Genomic DNA, 22,986 nt, shown 5'->3' on the forward strand with positions numbered 1-22,986 from the left:
CAGGGAAAACGATATGACCCGATTTTTTATCACCCGGCCTATTTTTGCCAGCGTGCTGTCTATCATCATCGTGTTGGCAGGCTTGGCGGCGGCATTTAAATTGCCGATCGCTCAATACCCGCAAATTGCGCCGCCAACCGTGCTGATTACTGCCAGCTATCCTGGTGCCAGTGCCGAAACGCTGTCTAGAACAGTGGCTGCGCCGATTGAAGAGCAACTCAGTGGCGTTGAAAACCTGTTGTACTTTAACTCCAGCTCGGACAGTAGCGGCACACTAACGATTACCGCCACCTTTGATATTGGTACCAATGTCGACCAGGCGACGTTTAACGTCAGCAACCGCGTCAATATTGCGTTGCCGCGCTTGCCCGAGGATGTACGTCGGACCGGGGTGGTGGTGCAGAAACGATCAAACGATATTCTGTTAGTGGTGATGCTGATCTCTAAAAAGAAAGAGCATGACCGCTTGTTTTTGAGCAACTATGCGACTTTGAACGTATTAGACGAGTTTAAGCGGATTAAAGGCGTGGGTGATGTGACCATTTTTGGTGGTCAGGATTACTCTATGCGCGTGTGGCTGCGCCCGGATCGTATGGCGCAACTAGGCGTCTCCACCAGTGATATCTCTGCGGCGATTAGTGCACAAAATGCACAATATGCGGCCGGTAAAATTGGTGCCGAACCGGCATTACCGAATCAGCAACTGGCGTTTACGGTGACAGCCAAAGGCCGCTTAATCGAGCCTGAAGAGTTTGGCAACATTATTATCCGTGCGCAGGGCCCGAATGGCGTACTGCGCTTGAAGGATGTCGCTCGGATTGAACTCGGTGCACAAACCTATAACGTGGCGTCAGCGCTGAACGGGCAACCTGGAGTGGCACTGCCTATCTTTTTACAAAGTGGCGCCAATGCGCTGGAGACCGCCGAAGCCATCAAAGCTAAGGTCAATGAGTTAAAGCTCAAGTTTCCTGAGGGCATGGACTACAACATTCCTTATGACACCAGCGACTTTGTAAAAGCAACCATTAAAGAGGTCTTCCACACCTTTGGTGAGGCGCTGATTCTGGTGGTGTTGGTGGTATTCCTCTTTTTACAAAGCTGGCGTGCGACGCTGATTCCGATGATTGCTGTACCGATTTCGATTGTTGGTACCTTTGCCGGCTTGTACCTGTTTGGTTTCTCCATCAACCTGCTGACCTTATTTGCCATGATTCTGGCCATCGGTATTGTGGTGGATGATGCCATTGTGGTGTTAGAAAACACCGAACGATTAATGAAGGAAGAAAACCTGAATCCTTTGCATGCGGCGATTAAGTCGATTGCGCAGGTGCAGGCAGCGGTCATAGCTATTGTGCTGGTGCTGTGTGCCGTATTCGTGCCGGTGGCTTTCCAAGGCGGGATTGCGGGTGAGCTATATCGTCAGTTTGCAGTGACGGTGGCGATTTCGGTGGTGATTTCAGGCGTGGTGGCATTAACCCTGACGCCCGCCCTGTGCGCGATGATTTTGAAAAATGGTCACCATGAAAATGCCTTTTTTAGAACATTTAACCGTGGCTTTAATCGGCTAACAAATCTGTATACCGGCACGGTGAAAATGACCTTGCATCATAAAATCATCGGTGCGGTAGTGTTTGGCGCCATGGTGATTGTGATGATCTTCTTGTTCCGTGCAGTGCCCGGCGGTTTTGTGCCGCCTGAGGACCAAGGCTATGTGATCAGCATTGTGGTAATGCCGGATGGCGCCACCTTGAAACGCACCTCACAAACCACAGAAAACATTCGAGCTGCTATCGCCAAAGACCCCGCCACTGCGCATGAGTTTGCGGTGAATGGTTTTGAGTTGCTGACTGGGGCCAACAAAACCAACGCAGCGACCATGTTTGTTCGAATGAAAGACTGGGATGCGCGGACGACTAATGCCGACCAGATGGTGGGTAAGTTGATTGGCGTGGGCATGAGCCAACCTGATGGCATGGGCTTTGCCGTGAACCCACCAGCGATTCGTGGTTTAGGCTCTGCCGGCGGGTTTGAGGTCTATGTGCAAAGTCATGGCGATACCGATCCGATCAAGTTGGCGCAAGTGATGAACAACTTTATGGACGCCATGCGTGCCAGCCCACAACTGACAGGGATTAACAGCTTCTTCCGCCCGACCGTGCCGCAATTGTTTATTGAGGTCGATGAGGCGAAAGCGCTGTCACAAAATGTGAAAATTGCTGACATCTACGCGACCTTGCAAAGCACCATGGGCTCGCTATACGTCAATGACTTTAACCGCAGTGGCCGTACCTACCGCGTGCAACTCCAAGCGGAAGCAGAATATCGGATGAAGCCGGAAGATTTGGGTAAGGTATATGTGCGTAGCCAACCGACCGAAGAAAGTCCGAACGGCAATATGGTGCCGATGTCTGCGCTGGCAAAAGTAAGCAATATTGTGGGTGCCGAGCAACTGGAACGCTATAACGGGCTATTGTCTGCCAAAGTGTTTGGTAGCGGTGCCGCCGGCGTCAGTTCTGGCGATGCGATTAAATTGGTTGAGAAAATTGCCAAGGAAAATCTGCCAGATGGCTACCAAATCGCCTGGACTGGCCAAGCCTATCAAGAAAACCGTACCGGTTCTGCTGCGCTGGTGGCGTTTGCCTTTGCCACGATTATGGTGTTCTTGATTCTGGCCGCGCAATTTGAAACCTGGGCACTGCCATTGGCGGTGATTATGGCGATTCCATTTGCGATGACGGGCGCGCTGATTGCGGTGCTCACCCGCGGCATGAACAACGATATCTACTTCCAGATTGGTTTGATCACTCTCATCGGGTTGGCGGCTAAAAACGCGATTCTGATTGTAGAATTTGCCTCACAAAAAATGGAAGAAGGCATGCCACTGGCTGAGGCGGCGTTAGAAGCAGCGCGTTTGCGTTTCAGACCGATTGTGATGACGTCGATGGCGTTTATGCTTGGTATCATCCCACTGGTATTTGCCACCGGTGCAGGTGCGGCAGCGCGTCAATCGATGGGGACTGGGGTGTTTGGCGGTATGTTGATAGCGACATTCATTGCCACTATTTTTATCCCATTGTTCTTTACTTGGTTGACCAATGAGAAAAAAGTGCGCCACCATGGGCACATTTCAGAAGAGGAATCGGTATGACACCGACAATGGAAATTGTACTTAAACCGATACGGCAGTCATTGCTGCTGGGCTTGGTGACTTTGTCGATGACGGGTTGCCAAATGTTGGGCGACTTATATTCGCGGCCGGCAGCAGCGGTGCCGGCACAATATGGCGACACCGGCGCGGGCGAATTGAGTGCCGAGCAACAACTGGCCTTGCAACAATGGTGGACCTTGTTTAACGACAGTCAGTTAAACCAGCTGGTCGACACGGCACTGGCAAAAAATAACAACGTGCAACTTGCCGTAGCGCGCATTGAAGAAGCCGACGCGCAAATGCGTGAAATTGGTGCCAACTTATTGCCAACCGTTACCGCAACGGGCTCCGGCTTGCGCAACCGTGTCACGGAGTCTGGGGTGTTTCCAGTCTTTGGTGACAACCCGCGTAAAACCTACAAAGTCGGTTTGAACGGTAGTTATGAGTTGGATCTATGGGGTAAGCTGCGTCGCGCAAACGAGGCAGCCCGTGCCCAACTGCTGGCGACGCGTTATGCCAAAGAGGCTGTGTCTTGGTCGTTATCCAGTCTGGTGACGAATCATTATTTGATGATACGCAGCCTCGATGCGCAGCTGCTGGTCAATAGCCAAAACCTGAAAACGGCGCAAGACAGCCTCGACCTCGCGAAACGCAGAGTGGAAGGGGGCGTTGCGACGATTCTGGATGCCCATCAGGCAGAGTTAGTGGTGACCACGCTGCAAACCCAAGCACTAGAATTGAAGCGTCTGCGTGCCTTGAGTGAACACCAGATTGGCTTGTTGACGAATGACCTCGGCTTGAAAATTGCTGCAGGGGATCTGATGACCATGCCGACGCCGCCGATCGTCCCCACCGGTTTGCCTTCTGCCCTGATGGAGGCGCGGCCGGATGTGCGTCAGGCGGAACAAGACATGGTGTCTGCCAATGCCAATATTGCGGTAGCACGTGCAGCGTTTTACCCTAGCATTGCGTTGTCGACGACCTACGGTGGCGAAAGTATCGCGCTGAATAATCTACTCAAATCTCCCGCACGCGTTTGGTCGCTGGGGCTGGATATCAATCTACCGATCTTTAACGGCGGTCGTCTCAATGCCCGCGTGGATCAGGCCACGGCACAGCAAAAGCAAATGCTAGCGACCTATCAAAACACCTTGCAAACCGCTTTTACCGAGGTGAGTGATGCCTTGGTCAATGCACAGCAATATCGTGAGCAAGAGCAGTTAGCTGAAGCCAAGGAAAAAACCACCGGCAATATTTTACGCGTGGCTAAAAATCGCTACGAAGCAGGCTATACCAGCTATCTCGAAGTGCTAGATGCACAACGCAACCACAACGAAGCCACACAGGCGGTGGTGCAGAGCCGTCAGAACACGTTGACCGCTTCAGTGGATTTATTCAAGGCGCTCGGTGGTGGTTGGAAGCCTGACAGTGTGACGGCCGAAGCACAAACGAAAAAGTAATCCGGATTGCGTATGTATGTGCTGGGGTAACGAGAGATCGTTACCCCATTTTTTTGGCTAGGCAAATGCTAGCGAACCCCATTAAGATGACGCCATGACGACGCCCTCTATCAAACATATCGCCTTCGCCAGTTTTATTGGTACTGCCATCGAGTTTTACGATTTTTATATTTATGCCATGGCCGCAGCCTTGGTGATCGGTCAGGTTTTTTTCCCCGCCAGCGACCCTGCCATGCAATCCTTAAACGCCTTGCTTACCTTTGGTCTGGCTTTTATCGCGCGGCCGTTTGGTGCCGTACTATTTGGGCATTTTGGTGATCGCATCGGGCGTAAATCAACCTTGGCCGCCTCATTACTGGTCATGGGCAGCGCCACCTTTTTGATCGGATTGTTGCCTGGATATGCGGCTTGGGGTGTCTGGGCGCCGGTATTGCTGTGCCTATTGCGATTCGCACAAGGCATTGGTCTCGGCGGCGAATGGGCCGGCGCCGCGTTGTTGGCCACCGAATATGCGCCTGCAGGTCAGCGCAGTTGGTACGGCATGTTTCCGCAACTCGGACCATCCATTGGTTTTTTGCTGGCAACACTGACTTTTTTGGGATTGAGCCTCGGGCTGACAGAGACGCAGTTTGAGCAGTGGGGTTGGCGCGTGCCTTTTGTGATCAGTGCCGTGCTGGTCATTGTTGGTTTATATGTCAGATTTAAATTGGCCGAGACACCCGTGTTTGCGCAGGCACAGTCTGCCCACCATCTGCATCGGTGGCCGTTAAAAGCATTGCTTTCGCAGCATGGCAAGGCTATTTGCCTCGGTGCACTCGCGATGGGCGTGTGTTATCACTTGTTTTACACGGCGACGGTGTTTTGCCTGAGTTATGGGACGCAAACCCTACACATGTCGCGTCCATTGTTTTTAGGATTGTTGTGCATCGCGGTCATCGGCATGGCACTCGCAACGCCGATGGCTGCCTGGTGGGCTGATCGACTCGGCAGACGGCCGGTGCTGATGAGCGGGCAGTGTCTGGCGATCATGCTTGGATTCGCGCTGTCCCCCATGTTCGGTAGTGGCAGTTGGGTCTACATTTTACTCTTCCTGTTTTGTGCACTTTTTTTGATGGGGGTCACCTTTGCGCCCATGGGGGCGTTTTTGCCCGAGCAGTTTCCGGTCGCAGTGCGCTATAGCGGTGCCGGGCTGAGTTACCAACTTGGGGGAATTTTGGGCGCTTCATTTGCCCCAGCCATTGCCCAAGCGCTGGTGCAGTTCGGCGGTCTGCCTTGGGTAGGTGGCTATCTGTCTATCATGGCGCTGATCAGTCTGCTGGCGGTATGGCGGATGCCCCCCGACGCGGCGCGGTAACTGTCCGCAACGGAGTGCTGGCGAGCAGGTATAATTCAATTTTTTTCACGGTGAAGTGGTATGTTGATTCATCCCGGATTTAATCCCATCGCATTACAAATTGGCAGTTTTGGCATCCACTGGTATGGTTTGATGTATCTAGTGGGTTTTTTTGGCGGCTTGTGGCTTGGGCAGTATCAGGTTAAACGCTTGCTTGCATTAGATCCGGCTTCCCCTTGGCAGGCGCGTGATCCGGACGATATGCTGTTTTACATTGCGCTTGGTGTAGTGTTTGGCGGGCGCCTGGGCTACGTTTTGTTTTATCAGCCGGTGTATTTTATGCATCATCCACAGGAGATTCTTGCGCTGTGGCAAGGCGGTATGTCGTTTCATGGCGGCTTTATTGGTGTGATGGTGGCCATGGCCCTGTTCGCGCGTAAACGCGGGGTGATCTGGCTGCAACTGATGGATTTCGTCGCGCCTTTAGTGCCGATTGGCCTTGGTGCAGGCCGACTGGGCAATTTTATCAATGGGGAGTTGTGGGGGCGCCCAACCGAAGCAAACTGGGGCATGGTGTTTCCTGCAGTCGATGCAGTTGCGCGGCATCCATCACAACTGTACGAGTTTGCGTTAGAAGGTTTAGTATTGTTTTTGGTGTTATGGACGTTTGCTGGCAAAAAACGACCCATTGGCGCAGTCTCAGCATTGTTTTTGCTGTGTTATGGCAGCTTCCGTTTTGTGGTGGAGTTTACCCGCGAACCTGACAGCTTTTTAGGCCTGCTGTCGCTGGGCCTCAGTATGGGGCAGTGGTTGTGTTTACCTATGATTCTGGTGGGCTTGGCCATGATGCGCTGGGCGTATCGCAAACACTAATCCAGTATCCAAACTTATTTTTTCGATGCTGGCTGCGTAGCTAACTCTAGCGCATGCAGCCAGCGCATCGCGTACTCGCGCGGCTGATCTGCATCACCACACATGTCAAGGCTCGGCTGCAAGCCACCACAAAAATCCGGCCGCTCTGGCTTTCCAAACAATTTGCATCTGAATAAATCGTCTAGTTGAATGCAAGGCACGCCTGCTGGTTTGCCTGCGGGCATGCCAGGAATGGGGCTGGTGATCGAAGGCGCAATGCAACACGCGCCGCACTGCGGACGGCATTGCATGGCTTATACGTCTACCCAAGGATAGCCGAGTGCTGAGACACCCGCTTTCAGTTCAACCATGGCTTGTGTCACGAGATCGCTTTGTCCTTTCATGCCTACTTCAGTCGTGCGGCGTTGATTGGCGCGCGGCAAACTGAACAGTTTCAGCGTAGGATATTGGCTTAACATCTGGTTCATTAAGTCAATCATGTCACTTTCGCCAGCCTCGGTCACGACGATCGATTGTTCCTGATAATCTTCAGCATGAAATAGATGGCTGTAATAAGTCTCGAGCACCCATTCCACCATCGGGTGGGCCATCTCTGGAAACCCCGGCACAAAATAATGCTGATGCAGGCTGAATCCAGCCACCCGATTGACCGGGTTTGGAATCAAATCGCAACCTTGCGGAAAGTCTGCCATGAGCACCCGTTTGGGGTAGGCGGTCTCACCGTATTGTGCTTCGATATTCGCTACCGCCTCTGCATGGCGCACAATCGGCACGCCTGCCGCAGCGGCCGCACATTGCCGTGTGTGGTCATCCGGCGTGGCTCCAATACCGCCAAAACTGAACACCACATCCCCACGTGCCATGCTGGCTTTGAGATGACTGGTGATTTGTGTGGGGATGTCGCCAATGAAATGCGCCCAACTGAGGTGTAAGCCGCGGGCGGATAGTAGCGAAATCACCTTGCTCAGGTGCGCATCCTGTCTTTTTCCAGAGAGGATTTCATCGCCAATGATGTAGATGCCAAAGGATTGCATAATTTAAAAATGAAAAGCAGGTTGCAAAATATTACCTGAGTAGAGCATCGCACCCAAGCATAGGTTTTCAGTGGCGTAAAATAAAAAAGGCGATGACTAGCAGTCATCGCCGATGGTGGTGGTGATTTCGGTTAGGCGGATCGTAACAAACGCGAGATAAAAATCAGGAACACGGCGCCGATAGTGGCCACAATAATGCTACCGACCATGCCACCGCTGGCGCTCAAGCCCAGCAAGCCAAATAGCCAGCCCCCGACTACCGCGCCGGCAATGCCCAGAATAAGGTCCCAGACCAATCCAAAGCCATCGCCCTTCATAATCACACCGGCCAGCCAGCCAGCAATAATGCCTACGAGTATCGTCCAAAGCATTTCAAACTCCCTTGTTTTGATGAACCTGAATAATACCCATCACCCGTAGGATGATCTGTCAGACGGTGTAGGAAAATCCTGTCAGAAATGACTGGCAACAGCGCTTTGAAAGGGCTTGCCAGCGTTCAATTATTTTTTCAAGCCGACCAATAAAAAACCTACCCCGGCAACCAGCACGATGATGCTCAATGGCTGTGGGATGCTGACGTCTTTGCTGATTTCTGCACTGGCTTCTAACGAGCCAATTTTTGCGACCGTTTCTTTGCTCTCATAACTAAAGCCCTTCAGTAACAATCCGGCGGTGCCGAGCGCAATTAAAATAATGCCGATAATGAGCGACGATTTCATAGCAGATGCTCCTGAGTGATAGAGACGTTACCTTAACATGGCGATGCCATTAGTGGGCACTTTCCCAATTGTTGCCGGTGCCTACTTCGGCCAACAGTGGCACATCGAGCGTGGCGACGCCTTGCATGAGTATCGGCAGTTGTGCCTGCACCAATGCGAGCTCTTGGTCTGGGACTTCTAGCACCAGTTCATCGTGTACCTGCATGATCAGTTTTGATTGTAGCTTTTCCGCTGTCAGCCACTGGTGCACTGCAATCATGGCCAATTTGATCAAGTCAGCGGCCGTGCCCTGCATAGGGGCATTGATCGCAGCACGTTCGGCGCCGTTGCGTCTTTGAACATTGGCACTATTGATCTCGGGCACCCACAATCGCCGGCCGAAAATGGTTTCCACATAGCCTTGGCGTTTCGCCAGCTCGCGCGTGTCGCTCATGTATTGGCGTACGCCCGGATAACGGGCAAAGTAGCGTTCGATGTAATTGGCTGCGGCGCTGCGCTCAATATTGAGGTTTTGTGCGAGGCCGAATGCACTCATGCCATAAATCAAACCAAAATTAATCACTTTGGCATAGCGGCGCTGCTCATTGTCGACGGCTGTGCGCTCTACGCCAAAAATTTCAGCGGCAGTCGCGCGATGAATATCTTCATTGTTGGCAAATGCCCGCAACATGCCTGCATCTTGCGATAAGTGCGCCATGATGCGTAATTCAATTTGTGAGTAGTCGGCAGACACAATGTGCGCCCCCGGCGGCGCGATAAAAGCTTCGCGGATACGGCGGCCTTCGGCAGTGCGCACCGGAATGTTTTGCAGGTTAGGGTCTGCGCTCGCCAGACGGCCTGTAATGGCTACTGCCTGATTGTAGTTGGTATGCACGCGCCCGGTCTGCGGATTGATCATTTTAGGCAGTTTGTCGGTATACGTCGACTTCAGCTTTGCCAGGCTCCGATGTTCAAGAATGACTTTTGGTAAGGGGTAGTCCAGCGCCAGTTCTTGTAAAACATCTTCGTCAGTAGAAGGCGCACCAGAAGGGGTCTTTTTCAGCGGTTTGATGCCCAGTTTACCAAACAGGATTTCTTGCAATTGTTTGGGGCTGCCGAGGTTGAAAGGTTGCCCAGCCAGTTCAAAAGCCTGTTTTTCAATTTCCATCAAGCGCAGGCCGATTTCATTGCTTTGGCGCTGAAGCATGTGGCTATCAATGAACACGCCATTGCGCTCCATGTGTTGCAGTACCAACATGCTAGGTAGCTCAATCTTTTCATAAATAAACAGCAGTTTGTCGGAGACGCTCACTTGCGGGTAAAGGGCCTGATGCAGCTGCAAAGTAATATCCGCATCCTCTGCAGCGTATTCTGCCGCTTGCTCAACGGTGACCTGACTAAAATTGACTTGTTTGGCCCCTTTGCCAGCGACGGCTTCATAGGGGATGGGCGCAATGCCCAAGTGGCGTTCGCTGAGTTCGTCCATGCCATGGCCTTTGTGGCTCTCAAACACATAGGACTCTAACAAGGTGTCATGTGCCACACCACGCAGTTGAATGTCATGATTGGCCAGCACATGCATGTCATATTTGAGGTTTTGGCCCACTTTTTTGATCGCCGCATTTTCTAAAATGGGCTTCAGTTTGCTGAGCGTGCCCTCTAAAGACAATTGCGTCGGCGCATCAAAATAGTCGTGCCGCAACGGGACATACGCGGCCTCCCCCGGCGTGACGCTAAACGATACGCCAACAATACGGGCCTGCATGGCATCGAGTGAGGTGGTCTCGGTATCAAAACACATGAGCTCGGCCTGTTGCAGTTTTAACAGCCACTGATCCAGCGCCTCTTCAGTGACGACGGTCTGGTACAGACGACGTGTATCTGGAGTGTAGAGCTGCTGGGGCGCGCTTGCTTGTGGCCCAGGCGCCGTAGGGCTGGACCCTGATGTCGCGTCGGCAGGCCCGTCTGCGAGTTTATCTAAATCGCGCTTCCAGCTTCTAAACTCAAAATGGTCGAATAATGCCAGCAGCTTCGCTTTGTCGGGTGGTTGTGCAATCAGTGCGTCAAAATGCTCGCAGAGTCCTATGTCACAACGGATGGTAATCAATTCTCGTGCGGTTGGCAGCCAAGGTAAGGCTTTGCGCAGGTTTTCACCCACCACGCCTTTGATTTGGTCGGCATGCGCGACGATGTTATCGAGTGAGCCATATTCCGTCAGCCATTTAATCGCGGTTTTCGGCCCCACTTTTTCTACGCCGGGGACATTGTCCGCGGTGTCGCCGACCAAGGTCAGGTAGTCGATCATTTGAGTCGGGGGTACGCCAAATTTCTGTTCTACCCCCGCCACATCCAGCACATCATCGGTTTTGCGAAAAGCATCGCGCATGGTGTTCACCACGGTGATATGCGCATTCACCAGTTGCGTGATATCTTTGTCGCCGGTTGAGATGATGGTCTTAATGCCTTCTTTTTCAGCCTGCTTGGCCAAGGCGCCAATCACGTCATCCGCTTCAACGCCTTCTTCAATAATCAGCGGCCAGCCCATGGCCCGGATCGTTTCATACAGCGGCTCAATTTGCACCCGCAAATCATCCGGCATGCTGGCGCGGTTCGCCTTGTATTCAGGGTATAAATCATCTCTAAAAGTTTTGCCTTTGGCATCAAATACACAGGCACTGTACTCGGCAGGGTAGTCTTTGTGCAGCCGGCGCAGCATATTGAGCACCCCTTGAATGGCGCCAACCGGCTCATTGGCCGAGTTACGCAAATCCGGCATGGCGTGAAACGCCCGATACAAGTAACTGGAACCATCTACCAGAAGCAAGGTTTTCATAGTGCGATCTCATGAGTCAAATCAATGGCGTATTTTACGCATTTCAAAGCGACTTCATGTACACTAATTTGGTTTGTACGATGAAGGACTGAAGAATGCATAACCGCAAGCTGCCTACCATGGTCGAGCCTGAGCTGCTCAATGGGGATGACGCTAACCATGAATCCTGGCATGCCTTTGAAATCATGGCGGAATTTGTCGGGGCCACCGAGAACCTCAAGGCGATTACGCCAGCGGTTTCAATTTTTGGCAGTGCCCGCACCAAGCCAGATCACCCGTATTATCAGCGCACCGAAGAAATTGCCCGTTTGCTGTCCGATTCTGGCTTTAGTGTTATTTCTGGCGGCGGTCCCGGCATTATGGAGGCAGCCAATAAGGGCGCATACCCCGGTCGAGGCGCGAGCGTAGGTTTGAATATCAGGCTCCCTTTTGAACAGCATGGCAATCCATACCAAGACATCGGCATCAGTTTTAAGTACTTTTTTATGCGCAAAGTCATGTTCGTCAAATATGCGAGTGCCTTTGTGGTGATGCCAGGCGGTTTTGGCACGCTGGATGAGTTGATGGAAGCCATTACGCTGGTCCAAACTGGCAAGAGTCGCAAAATCCCGATTATTCTGGTGGGTACGCAGTTTTGGACCGGCTTGGTCGATTGGTTACGCAATACGCTGGTGGCAGAAGGCATGGCCTCACCCGCGGACATGGATTTGATTCAGATGATTGATGAGCCGCAACAGATCGTCGATGCGATTTTTAAACATTATGAAACCACAGGTTTTGAGCTGACCGCAGCCGAACGTAAATTACAACTTTATTTGTAAGGCCCGCCTTTTGCCAGCCCACCCGCGGCTGCGCAGGCATCTAAGTTTATTATGTATGCAGTTACCGCCAGCGCGTGGGTTTTTGCTAGAATAGTCAACACTGACTAAGGAGTGCTCCATGCGTGATGTTTTCCGTTTATTGCTGGCCGGTATCTGTTTTGCCGCTGTTGCAATGCCAGTATGGGCTGCCGCCCCCAAAGATGCCGAGTTGCTAGAGGAGGTTCCTTCCCCGCCAAAAGTGATCGAAGGCCAACCGATTGACCAGCCGAGTGTGAGCAAGCGCAAAGATGGCGAAAATGAGATTGAAGAATTCAGTCTCAATGGCGAAGTCTACATGGTCAAAGTGACCCCGCCGAGTGGTAAATCCTACTTCTTGCACCGCGAGGATCGCAATGGCGACTGGGTGAATGACGGCCCGACCCGCCCACTATCCGTGCCTAAATGGATTCTGTTCCGCTTCTAATGATAATTACCTGCCTTGACTGCGCAGGTTTGTGAATGACATGTCTGTTTTTACCACTCTGAGTTTGGATGAAGTGCGCCAGTGGCTGGCGCCTTTTAATGTAGGTGAGTTGCATACCTTACGTGGTATTGCTGCCGGTATCACCAATACCAATTATTTTGTTGAGACCAGTCAAGCGCGTTTTGTGCTCACTGTGTTTGAAAAGAATGATTTTGATGAGCTGCCGTATTTTGTGCGTCTAATGACCCATTTGTCGCACCATGGCATCTTGTGTCCGACGCCGATTGTGGATGCTGCCGGGATCGCCTTGCAACGCATTCATGGCAAGCCTGCCCTGATGGTGAGCTGCCTCAAAGGCACAGACGTCAGTCAACCCAATTTAACCCAAATTGAAGCCGTGGCCCAAACCTTGGCACGCATGCATGTTGCCAGCGCAGACTTTCATGAGCAATCGCACAATCAGCGTGGCCAAGGCTGGCGTGTGATGACGGCACAGCAAGTCATGCCAAAATTAGCACCGGTACAGCAGCATTTGTTGCAAGAGGAGCTAGATTTTCAGCATGGCTTAGATTTGTCAGGTCTGCCGCATGGGGTGATTCATGGCGATTTGTTCCGCGACAACGTGTTGTTTGATGGGGACGCGCTGGGCGGATTTATTGATTTTTATTATGCTTGCCACGATGTGCTGGCTTACGATGTGGCGATTGCCGTCAATGAATGGTGCGTGGATGCTGCTACCGGCATGTTCGTCGATGACAAGTTGGCGACCTTCATGAATGCTTACCAATCCGTGCGGCCATTTACTGCGGTCGAAAAGAGCGCTTGGCCTGCCTTATTGCGGCGCGCTGCCTTGCGCTTTTGGCTATCTCGTTTGTATGATTTTTATTATCCGGTGGCCGGTGAGTTGACACATGCCAAAGATCCGGCGCATTTCGAGCGGGTCCTGCTCAACCGTAAAGTTTTAACTTAACAATTTAAGCGATCAAAGGGAAACACATGACCGAAACCGGGAGCCAGCGCGGGGTACGCTGGGTGAAAGAAAGCCTGGCCTTGTTCCGCACACAGCCGCACGTTTGGATGTTGTGTTCACTGGCCTATATCGTGATTTTCATGGTATTGCCTTCATTGCCTTTTTTAGGCTTTTTGGGGTTGATTTCGGTGGTGATCTGGCCGGTGTGTATGGCACTGGTGGTCATGCTGTATCGACAGGTCGATTTGCAAGGGCACATGGTGCCGAACGAGATTTGGCAACAGTTGCAACGCCATTTCAAGCCATTGGCCTTGCTGGGCGCTAGTTGTTTAGTGTATGCCGTGTTAGCCACCTATTTGCTCAGTAGCGAGCTTGCTTCACTTATTTCGCACGCGCCCACCAAGGCAGGCATGACCGAGTCACAAATGACGCTATTTCTGGAGAATACCTTGTCGTTTATCGTGAAGGTGTTGCTGCTGCTGTTGCCGTTGTTTATTGCCACCTGGTTTTCGCCGATGCTCATCGCTTTGAATGGATACCCTTTGTTGAAAGCCATTAAGTCGAGTATTGCCGGTATGTTGCAATACACGGTGCCGATGGGGGTTTCTTGGTTGGTGATGACCGTTGGTATGCTGCTGGTCATGCTTGCGTTGGGCCTGGTGATTGGCGTGCTCGGCGCATTGATACCAATGCTGGCGCAATTACTCATGCCATTGCTGGTGTTTGCCGCACTGCTGGTGATTAACGCCTTGATGTTTGCATTTCAATATATCAGCTACAAAGACGTTTTTCGCGCAGCGCCTCAGGTCTAACCCGACGACTTACTAACCATGGTGCTTATTTGCGGCGCTCGGTAAACAGGCTGTTGCCGATGGTTTTTTTGGCCTGTTTTTTTGCATTGCTCATGGCGCCAGCTACTTCATGATGGCTGGCGAAGTGATCTGCAAACGCGCGCACGGCACCAATCGATAAACTACCAAACGGGTAGAAGTGTTCATTGCCTAATCTATCTTCAATCCGAATGCCCCCGGATTGCACGTCTTTCAAGTCATAAAAATCTGGCATTACTTTGGCGATGGTCTCCAAAATGTCATGACAAATGGCCTCCCACTGCGCACTCTGAAAAATCAACACAAAGTCGTCGCCACCAATGTGGCCGACAAAATCCTGTTCAGGGTCGACCATGCTGCTTAACAATCGTCCAACAAACTGAATGACTTCATCGCCCCGTCGGTAGCCATACGCGTCATTAAATGGTTTGAAATGGTCTAAATCACAATAGCAGGCCACAAAAGGGATCCGTCGCTCCAGCAACTTATCAATGTGCGCATTGATGGGCACATTGCCCGGCAATAGGGTGAGCGGGTTGGCATAACGCGCCGCATGGATTTGCATATTGGTCACCTCGCGCAACAACGCATGGCCACTGCCCATGCCCACATAGCGCTCGCCGTCTATAATCACAAAGCCGTTTAATAAGTATTTGGGATCTGCTGCCAGAATCAACTCGCTCAATGCCAGAATGGTCATGTCTTTTTGCACCATCAGGCATTGGGTGTCCATAAAAGTCGTGCAAGACTTTTTGCCATGCAGCTCTTTTTGATAGCGGCGCGCAAAACGGTCTATGGTGTCATAACGGCTAATGAGCCCCAGCGGTTTGCCATGCTGGTTAATCACCGGGATCGAGTTCAGGCTGCGGTCACTGTTAAACCAGTTGTAGACCTCTTCATTGCTCATGCTTGGTAGGGCGGCAGTTTGATAACTGGTGAGGCCAGTCACAGTCGCCTGTTTGAATGCCGGGCTTTGCTGGTCAACAAACAAGCGCACAATATTTTTATTCAGCAGATGATTCACTTCCTCGGTCAGCGCATATTGAAACTTCGGGAAAGGTCGTCCAAATAAATACCCTTGAGCGAAATCCACTTTTAAATCTTTGATCACCGCCAACTCTTCTTTGGTTTCAACCCCCTCGGCAATCGTCAATGTGTTGGATTCAACGGCTATTTTTTGAATGCCGCGCACAAACTCCAATTTGATCGGATCATTGTGAATATTCGCAATAAAATGCTTATCGATTTTGACATATTCGGGCGATAACTCTGACCACAAACGCAGGCCTGAGGTGCCTTCGCCCAAGTCATCCAGCGCAATCTTAAAGCCCATGCTTTTAAAGCGCATAATCGCATCGCGCAAGGTGGCGTAGTCGCGGATGGTAGAACTCTCGGTGATTTCAATCACGATGTCGCTCGGTTGAATCCCGCTCTGTGCAAGTTGGTTTAATCCAAAGGACAAATGCCCTTCGCTTAACAGTAAACAATCCGGACTAAAGTTTACAAACAGTGGATGCGTTCGCTCGGTGCGGCTGTATTCATTAAAAATCACCTCGCGCGCGGCATACTCCATCTCAAGATTCAAGCCGCAAAGACTGGCGGCATTAAATAACGCGATTGGCGCGTGCAGCCTCGACTCCACTGGGCCGCGGATCAGCGCCTCGTGCGCAAACACGCGCGCTTGTTTCATATCGATAATGGGTTGGAAAAGAGGCAACAGATTGCGCTGCGCCAAGATGGCTTCAACTTCGCGTTGGGGAGGGCTGTATATCATGCAAGCAGTATCGACTGCTTACATGGATTCTGAATGCGAATTCGGATGAAATATTTATGACATCTCTAAGATGTTTGGCCGATGCATGTTAAAGCGAACGCTTCAATGGTGGGGTGTCCGCCTGTAAGAGCAGCGCGTTTAAAAGCGCTAAGTTATCCGCAGGTAACTGCGCGATATCTTGCTCAAGACGATCACCCGCCATGCGGCGTAATGATCGTAGAAGTTGCAGCGCTTCAGGGTGGCGATGATTCATTTCTAGCAACACCACTAGGTTGAGGCAGGGGCGACGCAGAGGAATGAACTGAGCCGCTCTTTCAGCAATTGATAGTTGTATGTCAGCTTGCGCAGTATTCGGCACAAGATAAGTGGCTAATACAAGGTCACCGTAGGGGGATAATAGTGAATGATCGCTTACCCAGAGCATCTCTTCCACCAGCGTTTGCTTTTCGGACGATGACATTTCTGTTTGGCTTGCAATATGAATCTGTCGCTCAAGTTTTTGATAGGCTATTTGCATCAGTGTCAGTTGTACGAGGCCATATATGAATGCTGCCGCAAATGTCAGTTTCAGCGATGCCTTCGCCGCGTTGGAAAGATGGCTTAGTTTGATCTCGCTAAACTCACCCACGCCCAATAAAAATGCACAAATGCCCAGAAAGTAGCTGTACCACAATGGATACTCAAGCTGACTGTGTATCCCCAAAATAGCCAGAATGCCAAGAAGCCAAATGGTCTCAGGGTCGCGGCTGCGCTGTTTGAAAAAGGGCAATATCCATAATATTAGGCCTGCAAAAACGATGATTAGGCCGACTAAGCCCACCTCAGTGAGAAGGTGTAAAAAAAGATTGTGTGCATGCTCAAAGAACATATGTGCATGATTGATGGTCGGCAAGTCTGCGGTTACAAAAGTTTGCCATCTTATCTGGCCAATGCCCATGCCCAGCAGTGGTGATTGATTGAACAGCGCAAGACTAGTTTGCCAGAATTGCCATCGCAATGAAGCGGAGGGATTGATCACAGCTTCCATCGCTCTTGCTACCGGCGTATGGATGAATGCCTGCGGGAGAAAAGTGGTGAGTACAATCTGTAAGATGACAAACGTCGGGATCAGGATCAGGCTCAATCTGAATAGTGTTATAGCTGTATCAGGGCTCTCGGTTTCTGAGCTTGGTTGACGCTGCCTGACCCAGCACAGCATCGCGATTGCGATCAGATAGAGTAAAGAACTGCGCGATCCAGAGAGCGAGAGCAGGCACAGCCCTGTTAACAAACCAATGATTAGCCAAGTCCGATTACACGCGTGGCGACTATATAAGTATATGAGTGAACACATTGCTAACGCGGTAATATTCGCAAAATGGTTACTCTGACCAAGCATGCCATAGCTGGTTAAATGCGGGATGAGTTTAGCAAGATTTAGTGTTTGCAGGATTTCGAATTGCAGTAGTAGTTGTAATACCACAAATACACTATTGATCGCAGCCGCTAGTACCAGCGCCCAAGCAAGTGTTGTTACCACTGATTTTAGACCGAGAGACTTCCTCAAATGCCATCCAAGCAGGGTTAGAAAAAATGCCCATGATACATAGGCTTCTATCAGCGATACATTCGGCGACGCAGGATGCATTTGAAAGAGCATTTGTAGCTGTATCGTGAGCAACAACCCAAGAAAAATGAAGCTAGCGCGCGGAATCGAAGATTGCCAAAAATGCTTAGTCAGCAAGGGTGAGAGCGCTAACAACCCGCATAACGCTGCAATCCATTCTCCATAAAAATTAGGAATGGGTACTTGATGATAAGCCGTGATCATGGGCAGGCAGAACATCGCAGCGATCAGTGCAAGACTCATGCGCGGAACAGATGATGCCATCCCAAGATACATGGCTGCTCGCGCGTGCACTATATTTTTTCCAGCTTGGCGTATTCCAGCATCAGCGTTTTGAGGCCCGCGCTTCCGAAATTCACTTTGATTGCCAAATCATTGGCATTGCCTTCATAACTGACCACCACACCCTCGCCAAATTTGCCGTGGCGTACACTCTGGCCAATTTTGAATGGAAAGTTGGATTGCGTGCTGCTGGATTGCGTTGGTGGGTTGTTGTATTGGCCGCCTGCTGCATAAGGCTTAGACACTGGCTTGCTGTTTAAGCGTTTGGTGAGCTCTGCGGGGATTTCATCGATAAAGCGCGAGGCGATGCCGTAGCGGACCTGGCCATGCAGCATGCGGCTTTGTGCATAGGTTAGATACAGGCGCTGGCGCGCGCGGGTGACTGCCACGTACATCAGGCGGCGTTCTTCTTCCAATCCGCCATTTTCGTAAGCGGCCTGCTCGTGTGGAAATAAACCTTCTTCCACGCCACCGATAAATACACTGTGAAACTCCAGGCCTTTGGCGGCGTGTACCGTCATTAATTGCAAGGCTTCATGCCCGACATCTGCCTGATGGTCGCCTGCTTCTAGGCTGGCGTGATTCAAAAATTGGGTTAACAAGTCGGCATCTTCATCCATATTATGATGATTGCCCAGATCCTGATTGCTAAAGGCTACAGCGGCGGTGACGAGTTCTTGCAAGTTTTCGATGCGATCTTCGCCTTCTTTATCATTTTGGTAATGCGCCATCAGTCCACTCAGGTTGATGACCAATTCGGCCATCTCACCAAGCGTAATGCCATAGGCATGATCCACCAGCTGCCGAATAAGCGCTACAAAGCCATCGAGCCCTTTGCTCCCCAGCTTGCCTTCTCCCACTTTGTTGGTGGCGGCTTGCCATAAGCTGCATTCGTTTTGGCGCGCAGCTTCTTGCAACTGCTCCAAACCGCGCGCGCCAATGCCGCGTGGCGGAAAATTCACAATACGCAATAAGGCCGTATCGTCGTTGGCGTTAGCAATTAAGCGTAAATAGGCCAGCGCATGTTTGATTTCGGCGCGTTCAAAAAAACGTAACCCGCCATAGACCCGATAGGGCAGGTTGGCTGAAAACAACGTGTGTTCGAGAATACGAGATTGCGCATTACTCCGATAGAGCAGGGCCATATCGCCGAGTGGTACCCCTTCTTTTTGCAGCATGTTGACTTCATCGACAATAAATTGCGCTTCATCGGTGTCGTTGTATGCCTCATAAATACGAATCGGCTCGCCTTTCCCTGCAGAGGTCCACAAGTTTTTGCCAAGGCGATTGCGGTTATTGGTGATGATGGCGTTGGCAGCGTCCAGGATGTTGCTGTGCGAGCGGTAATTCTCTTCAAGCTTGACGATATTCTGCACATTAAATTCGCGCTGAAAATCGCTCATATTGCCCACGCGCGCGCCACGAAAAGCATAAATGCTCTGGTCATCATCGCCGACCGCAAAAATACTGTTATGTGCTCCGCCCAGCAACTTTAGCCACAAATATTGCAGGCGATTGGTATCTTGAAACTCATCCACCAGAATGTATTGAAAGCGCTGCTGATAGTGCGCACGAATGTGCGGCTCGCGCTCTAACAGCTCATAGCAGCGCAGTAACAGCTCGGCAAAATCAGCGACGCCTTCACGGTTGCATTGTTGGTCATAGGCGGCATAAATCTCACGTAACTTTTGGCTATGCCCGTCATAAGCATCCACCGCCTCCGCGCGTAAACCTTCTTCTTTACAACTGTTGATATAGCCCATCACCTGTTTGGGCGGATATTTCTCATCGTCCACGTTCATGGCCTTCATGACGCGCTTGATGGCCGAGAGTTGGTCTGCGGTATCCAGAATCTGAAACGTGTTCGGTAAACCCGCCTCGCGATAATGCGCGCGCAACATGCGGTTGCATAAGCCATGAAAAGTCCCCGCCCACATGCCACGCGTATTAATTGGCAGCATACTGGTCAAACGCGTTAGCATTTCTTTGGCAGCCTTGTTGGTGAACGTTACTGCCATGAGCCCCATGGGTGATGTTTGTCCGGTTTGAATTAACCAGGCAATCCGGGTAGTCAGCACGCGGGTTTTACCACTGCCGGCACCTGCCAGAATCAGCGCAGAGACATGCGGCAGGGTGACCGCTTGCAGTTGTTTGTCGTTGAGGCCCTGAAGGAGTTGAGTATCAGCTTGCATGCCCGATATTATCGCATGATGTGTGGGGGAGTTTGCCGGATTGTTTGTCGTGACGCGTCAGGGGGCTACAGAATGTTGTTTTTTAAGTGCGTTGTTCTGCGCATGACTTTTTTGACACAAACGCAATCAGTCATGACTGATCATATGAAAACACTAAAGTCTTGCATGGCGGCGTATTACAGCCATCCTCTGACGATGTACTTGAGGGCAGAAAAAAGGACCGTGAGCCCTCATTGTTAGCTATCTGAACAACTTGTCGGAACTTTTCAAACCAACGCTGACTCTTACTTGTACGATGATGATGAGTCATCTTTCCGCTTCTTTCCTCCCTGAGCGGAAGCCTTTACGATGAGGCCTATTGCCCCGATTTTCCCCTTAATCGGGGCTTTTTTTGTCTATTGTTTTTGCTACACCCCGCCAGTGAACCCTACTTGCCGCCAAGCCTCATACAACACAATGGCCGCAGAGTTAGAAAGATTCAGACTTCGGCTATGAGGCAGCATGGGCAGCCTGACGCGATGTTCAGGCGCAAATTGCGCCCGAATGTCTTCTGGCAAGCCGCGCGACTCGGGGCCAAACACAAATACATCCTCATCTTGAAACTGCAAATCTGTGTGACGTGTGCTGCCTTTGGTGGTGAGTGCGAACAAGCGTTTGCCTGCCAGCGCTTGGGTGCATTCAGCCCAATCCTCATAGACCGAGAGTGCAGCGTATTCGTGATAGTCCAAGCCTGCGCGTTTGAGGTGTTTATCTGATAACTCAAAGCCTAATGGCTTCACTAAATGTAGTTTTGCGCCCGCATTGGCGCACAGACGAATAATGTTGCCTGTATTGGGCGGAATTTCCGGTTCGAAAAGCACGATATGAAGCATATTTTGCCGTTTGTTTACAAATGTAAGCGTTAGAAAATAGTGATATGATAAACGAGAAACTAAATCAAATTAAAAAATTACAAAGCCATGGCACGTCCCGAGAAAATTAGATTAGGTGAAATTCTGGTCAGACAGAATTACATGACCCAAGCTGAGCTCGATCAGGCGCTTGAAGAACAGCGCAAGACCGGCAGACGCCTAGGCCGTGTCATTGCTGAAAAAGGCTATGCCAATGAGCGGCAAATTGCCGAGGCCGTTGCGCATCAGTTGAATATCCCTTATCTGGATTTGGGGCAATACGAATTGGATGTCAAGCAAGTCCAAAAACTGCCTGAAGTGCAGTCGCGCCGTTTTCGCGCCATTCTACTTGAAGAGCGTCCCGACAGCTTTTTGATTGCGATGGTAGACCCATCCGATGTCTATGCCTATGATGAACTGATCAGGTTACTTAAGCGCGATATTGATATTGTCGTGGTGCAAGAGAGCCTGCTGATGCAGACCATTGACCGTTCTTATCGACAAACAGAGCAGATATCCTCGCTAGCGCTGGAGTTGCAAGAAGATCTGGCTGATAGCAATGTCGACCTCACCAGCTTGATGGGCGTTGATTTGGGCATTGACGATGCGCCTGTCGTTAAGTTATTACAGACCATTTTTGAAGATGCCGTGCAGGTACGCGCATCCGATGTGCACATTGAGCCACAAGAAAATAAGTTATTGATTCGCTTTCGGATCGATGGCGTGATGCATTTTCAAACCCAGGCGGACAATAAAATTGCGACCGCGCTGGTAATGCGCCTCAAGATCATGGCTGGCTTAGATATCTCTGAAAAACGCTTGCCACAAGATGGCCGCTTTGGCTTCACGGTCAAGACACGCGCAGTCGATATGCGTATTTCGACCATGCCGACGCAATATGGCGAAACGGTGGTGATGCGTTTGTTGATTCAAAATACTGCGCATTTTCAGCTCGACAAGCTGGGGATGCCGCCAGATTTGTTGGCGCGTTTCCGTAAAATGATCGGTCGTCCAAGCGGCATGGTGCTGGTCACGGGGCCGACTGGTAGTGGTAAAACCACCACGTTGTATTCTGCGTTAAGTGAGTTAAATACCCCCGAAACCAAAGTGATCACGGTGGAAGATCCGGTCGAATATCGCCTGCCCGGCATTATTCAAACGCAGGTCAATGAAAAGATTGAGCTGGATTTTCCTAAGCTGTTACGGGCCATTTTGCGGCAGGATCCAGACATTGTGCTGGTGGGCGAGATGCGTGACGAGGAAACCGCACAAACTGGTTTGCGCGCCTCGATGACTGGTCACTTGGTGCTATCTACATTGCACACCAACGACGCGTCTACTGCGCCTGTGCGGTTGATCGACATGGGGGTGCCGCGCTTTATGGTCGCGATGTCACTGCTGGGGGTGCTGGCACAACGACTGGTCAGACTGATCTGCCCGCATTGTGCTGTCGAACATACGCCCACAGAATCGGAGTCGGTTTGGCTCAAGCAAGTGGTGCAGCAGCCGGACGTGGTCACTAACTTCCGTGAAGGCAAGGGCTGTCAGCATTGCAACCGCACCGGATACCTCGGCCGTATTGGTTTGTATGAGTTTCTTGAAATGAACGATGAACTCTCTATGGCAGCCAATATGCCGGATACCAATATATTTATCCAGAAAGCGCGTGAGAAACTCAAAGGCAAAACGCTGCGTGACCAGTCATTACAACTGGCCATCGACGGCAAGACCACGCTCGATGAAATCATGCGTGTCGATAATCAGTTTGAAGAGTAGCCC

Annotated in this window: 18 protein-coding genes; 9 read left to right on the forward strand and 9 right to left on the reverse strand. The window is 51.1% G+C overall.

The window, feature by feature from the left end; genetic code table 11:
• Nucleotides 1–13 precede the first annotated feature (13 nt).
• The 4 genes from FIT99_RS01970 to lgt all read left to right on the forward strand — a co-directional run bounded on the left by FIT99_RS01970 (nt 14) and on the right by lgt (nt 6,814).
• Nucleotides 14–3,148 (forward strand): efflux RND transporter permease subunit, encoded by a 3,135-nt coding sequence (locus tag FIT99_RS01970; RefSeq protein WP_140002417.1) that lies wholly within the window; start codon nt 14–16, stop codon nt 3,146–3,148.
• Between the two features lie 8 nt (nt 3,149–3,156).
• Nucleotides 3,157–4,608, forward strand: coding sequence for an efflux transporter outer membrane subunit (locus tag FIT99_RS01975; RefSeq protein ID WP_140004593.1), 1,452 nt, complete (start codon nt 3,157–3,159; stop codon nt 4,606–4,608).
• Between the two features lie 94 nt (nt 4,609–4,702).
• Nucleotides 4,703–5,962 (forward strand): MFS transporter, encoded by a 1,260-nt coding sequence (locus tag FIT99_RS01980; protein ID WP_140002419.1) that lies wholly within the window; start codon nt 4,703–4,705, stop codon nt 5,960–5,962.
• Between the two features lie 60 nt (nt 5,963–6,022).
• Entirely contained in the window at nt 6,023–6,814 is a 792-nt protein-coding gene (gene lgt / locus FIT99_RS01985) for a prolipoprotein diacylglyceryl transferase (protein ID WP_140002421.1), read from the forward strand.
• Nucleotides 6,815–6,828: 14 nt separating this feature from the next.
• Here lgt and FIT99_RS01990 read toward each other — a convergent pair whose 3' ends face one another.
• The 5 genes from FIT99_RS01990 to polA all read right to left on the reverse strand — a co-directional run bounded on the left by FIT99_RS01990 (nt 6,829) and on the right by polA (nt 11,379).
• Nucleotides 6,829–7,104 (reverse strand): YkgJ family cysteine cluster protein, encoded by a 276-nt coding sequence (locus FIT99_RS01990; protein ID WP_140002423.1) that lies wholly within the window; start codon nt 7,102–7,104, stop codon nt 6,829–6,831.
• 3 nt (nt 7,105–7,107) lie between these two features.
• Complete coding sequence (locus tag FIT99_RS01995; RefSeq protein ID WP_140002425.1) at nt 7,108–7,848, reverse strand: competence/damage-inducible protein A; 741 nt, start codon at nt 7,846–7,848, stop codon at nt 7,108–7,110.
• A gap of 131 nt (nt 7,849–7,979) precedes the next feature.
• Entirely contained in the window at nt 7,980–8,219 is a 240-nt protein-coding gene (locus FIT99_RS02000; RefSeq protein WP_140002427.1) for a GlsB/YeaQ/YmgE family stress response membrane protein, read from the reverse strand.
• Between the two features lie 129 nt (nt 8,220–8,348).
• Nucleotides 8,349–8,567: a hypothetical protein gene (locus FIT99_RS02005; RefSeq protein WP_189524771.1), complete on the reverse strand. Its 219-nt coding sequence runs from the start codon at nt 8,565–8,567 to the stop codon at nt 8,349–8,351.
• A 49-nt stretch (nt 8,568–8,616) separates the two neighbouring features.
• A complete protein-coding gene (gene polA / locus FIT99_RS02010; protein ID WP_140002429.1) occupies nt 8,617–11,379 on the reverse strand; it encodes a DNA polymerase I in 2,763 nt (920 codons plus the stop codon).
• Between the two features lie 95 nt (nt 11,380–11,474).
• On the opposite strand from polA, the gene FIT99_RS02015 reads away from it, so the two are divergent.
• The 4 genes from FIT99_RS02015 (at nt 11,475) to FIT99_RS02030 (ending at nt 14,445) form a co-directional block, all read left to right on the forward strand.
• Nucleotides 11,475–12,200, forward strand: a complete 726-nt coding sequence (locus FIT99_RS02015; protein ID WP_140002431.1) for an LOG family protein — start codon at nt 11,475–11,477, stop codon at nt 12,198–12,200.
• A 118-nt stretch (nt 12,201–12,318) separates the two neighbouring features.
• Nucleotides 12,319–12,663 carry a DUF2782 domain-containing protein gene (locus FIT99_RS02020; protein WP_140002433.1) on the forward strand — a complete coding sequence of 115 codons (345 nt, stop codon included), beginning with the start codon at nt 12,319–12,321 and terminating at the stop codon, nt 12,661–12,663.
• A gap of 40 nt (nt 12,664–12,703) precedes the next feature.
• Nucleotides 12,704–13,633 carry a homoserine kinase gene (locus tag FIT99_RS02025; protein ID WP_140002435.1) on the forward strand — a complete coding sequence of 310 codons (930 nt, stop codon included), beginning with the start codon at nt 12,704–12,706 and terminating at the stop codon, nt 13,631–13,633.
• Nucleotides 13,634–13,659: 26 nt separating this feature from the next.
• Nucleotides 13,660–14,445, forward strand: coding sequence for a BPSS1780 family membrane protein (locus tag FIT99_RS02030; RefSeq protein WP_140002437.1), 786 nt, complete (start codon nt 13,660–13,662; stop codon nt 14,443–14,445).
• Between the two features lie 25 nt (nt 14,446–14,470).
• Here the strand turns inward: FIT99_RS02030 and FIT99_RS02035 are convergent, their stop codons facing one another.
• The 4 genes from FIT99_RS02035 to trmL all read right to left on the reverse strand — a co-directional run bounded on the left by FIT99_RS02035 (nt 14,471) and on the right by trmL (nt 21,189).
• Nucleotides 14,471–16,237 (reverse strand): GGDEF domain-containing protein, encoded by a 1,767-nt coding sequence (locus FIT99_RS02035; protein WP_140002439.1) that lies wholly within the window; start codon nt 16,235–16,237, stop codon nt 14,471–14,473.
• A gap of 88 nt (nt 16,238–16,325) precedes the next feature.
• Nucleotides 16,326–18,119 (reverse strand): PglL family O-oligosaccharyltransferase, encoded by a 1,794-nt coding sequence (locus tag FIT99_RS02040; RefSeq protein ID WP_140002441.1) that lies wholly within the window; start codon nt 18,117–18,119, stop codon nt 16,326–16,328.
• Between the two features lie 17 nt (nt 18,120–18,136).
• Entirely contained in the window at nt 18,137–20,317 is a 2,181-nt protein-coding gene (gene uvrD, locus FIT99_RS02045; protein ID WP_140002443.1) for a DNA helicase II, read from the reverse strand.
• Nucleotides 20,318–20,724: 407 nt separating this feature from the next.
• A complete protein-coding gene (trmL, locus tag FIT99_RS02050; protein ID WP_140002446.1) occupies nt 20,725–21,189 on the reverse strand; it encodes a tRNA (uridine(34)/cytosine(34)/5-carboxymethylaminomethyluridine(34)-2'-O)-methyltransferase TrmL in 465 nt (154 codons plus the stop codon).
• Between the two features lie 87 nt (nt 21,190–21,276).
• Here trmL and FIT99_RS02055 point away from each other — a divergent pair, with 87 nt between their 5' ends.
• Complete coding sequence (locus tag FIT99_RS02055) at nt 21,277–22,983, forward strand: GspE/PulE family protein (protein ID WP_189524772.1); 1,707 nt, start codon at nt 21,277–21,279, stop codon at nt 22,981–22,983.
• Nucleotides 22,984–22,986 lie beyond the last annotated feature (3 nt).

This window comes from Methylophilus medardicus (assembly GCF_006363955.1).
Taxonomy (GTDB): domain Bacteria; phylum Pseudomonadota; class Gammaproteobacteria; order Burkholderiales; family Methylophilaceae; genus Methylophilus; species Methylophilus medardensis.

What these genes read in the sequence shown, in the direction of transcription:
- FIT99_RS01970 (WP_140002417.1), top strand. Translation starts at nt 14, where the DNA reads ATGACCCGATTTTTTATCACCCGGCCTATTTTTGCCAGCGTGCTGTCT.
- FIT99_RS02025 (WP_140002435.1), top strand. Translation starts at nt 12,704, where the DNA reads ATGTCTGTTTTTACCACTCTGAGTTTGGATGAAGTGCGCCAGTGGCTG.
- FIT99_RS01990 (WP_140002423.1), bottom strand. Translation starts at nt 7,104, where the DNA reads ATGCAATGCCGTCCGCAGTGCGGCGCGTGTTGCATTGCGCCTTCGATC.
- uvrD (WP_140002443.1), bottom strand. Translation starts at nt 20,317, where the DNA reads ATGCAAGCTGATACTCAACTCCTTCAGGGCCTCAACGACAAACAACTG.
- FIT99_RS02055 (WP_189524772.1), top strand. Translation starts at nt 21,277, where the DNA reads ATGGCACGTCCCGAGAAAATTAGATTAGGTGAAATTCTGGTCAGACAG.
- FIT99_RS02030 (WP_140002437.1), top strand. Translation starts at nt 13,660, where the DNA reads ATGACCGAAACCGGGAGCCAGCGCGGGGTACGCTGGGTGAAAGAAAGC.
- FIT99_RS01995 (WP_140002425.1), bottom strand. Translation starts at nt 7,848, where the DNA reads ATGCAATCCTTTGGCATCTACATCATTGGCGATGAAATCCTCTCTGGA.
- FIT99_RS02005 (WP_189524771.1), bottom strand. Translation starts at nt 8,567, where the DNA reads ATGAAATCGTCGCTCATTATCGGCATTATTTTAATTGCGCTCGGCACC.
- trmL (WP_140002446.1), bottom strand. Translation starts at nt 21,189, where the DNA reads ATGCTTCATATCGTGCTTTTCGAACCGGAAATTCCGCCCAATACAGGC.
- FIT99_RS02035 (WP_140002439.1), bottom strand. Translation starts at nt 16,237, where the DNA reads ATGATATACAGCCCTCCCCAACGCGAAGTTGAAGCCATCTTGGCGCAG.
- FIT99_RS02020 (WP_140002433.1), top strand. Translation starts at nt 12,319, where the DNA reads ATGCGTGATGTTTTCCGTTTATTGCTGGCCGGTATCTGTTTTGCCGCT.
- FIT99_RS02040 (WP_140002441.1), bottom strand. Translation starts at nt 18,119, where the DNA reads ATGTATCTTGGGATGGCATCATCTGTTCCGCGCATGAGTCTTGCACTG.
- lgt (WP_140002421.1), top strand. Translation starts at nt 6,023, where the DNA reads ATGTTGATTCATCCCGGATTTAATCCCATCGCATTACAAATTGGCAGT.
- FIT99_RS02000 (WP_140002427.1), bottom strand. Translation starts at nt 8,219, where the DNA reads ATGCTTTGGACGATACTCGTAGGCATTATTGCTGGCTGGCTGGCCGGT.
- polA (WP_140002429.1), bottom strand. Translation starts at nt 11,379, where the DNA reads ATGAAAACCTTGCTTCTGGTAGATGGTTCCAGTTACTTGTATCGGGCG.
- FIT99_RS01975 (WP_140004593.1), top strand. Translation starts at nt 3,157, where the DNA reads ATGGAAATTGTACTTAAACCGATACGGCAGTCATTGCTGCTGGGCTTG.
- FIT99_RS01980 (WP_140002419.1), top strand. Translation starts at nt 4,703, where the DNA reads ATGACGACGCCCTCTATCAAACATATCGCCTTCGCCAGTTTTATTGGT.
- FIT99_RS02015 (WP_140002431.1), top strand. Translation starts at nt 11,475, where the DNA reads ATGCATAACCGCAAGCTGCCTACCATGGTCGAGCCTGAGCTGCTCAAT.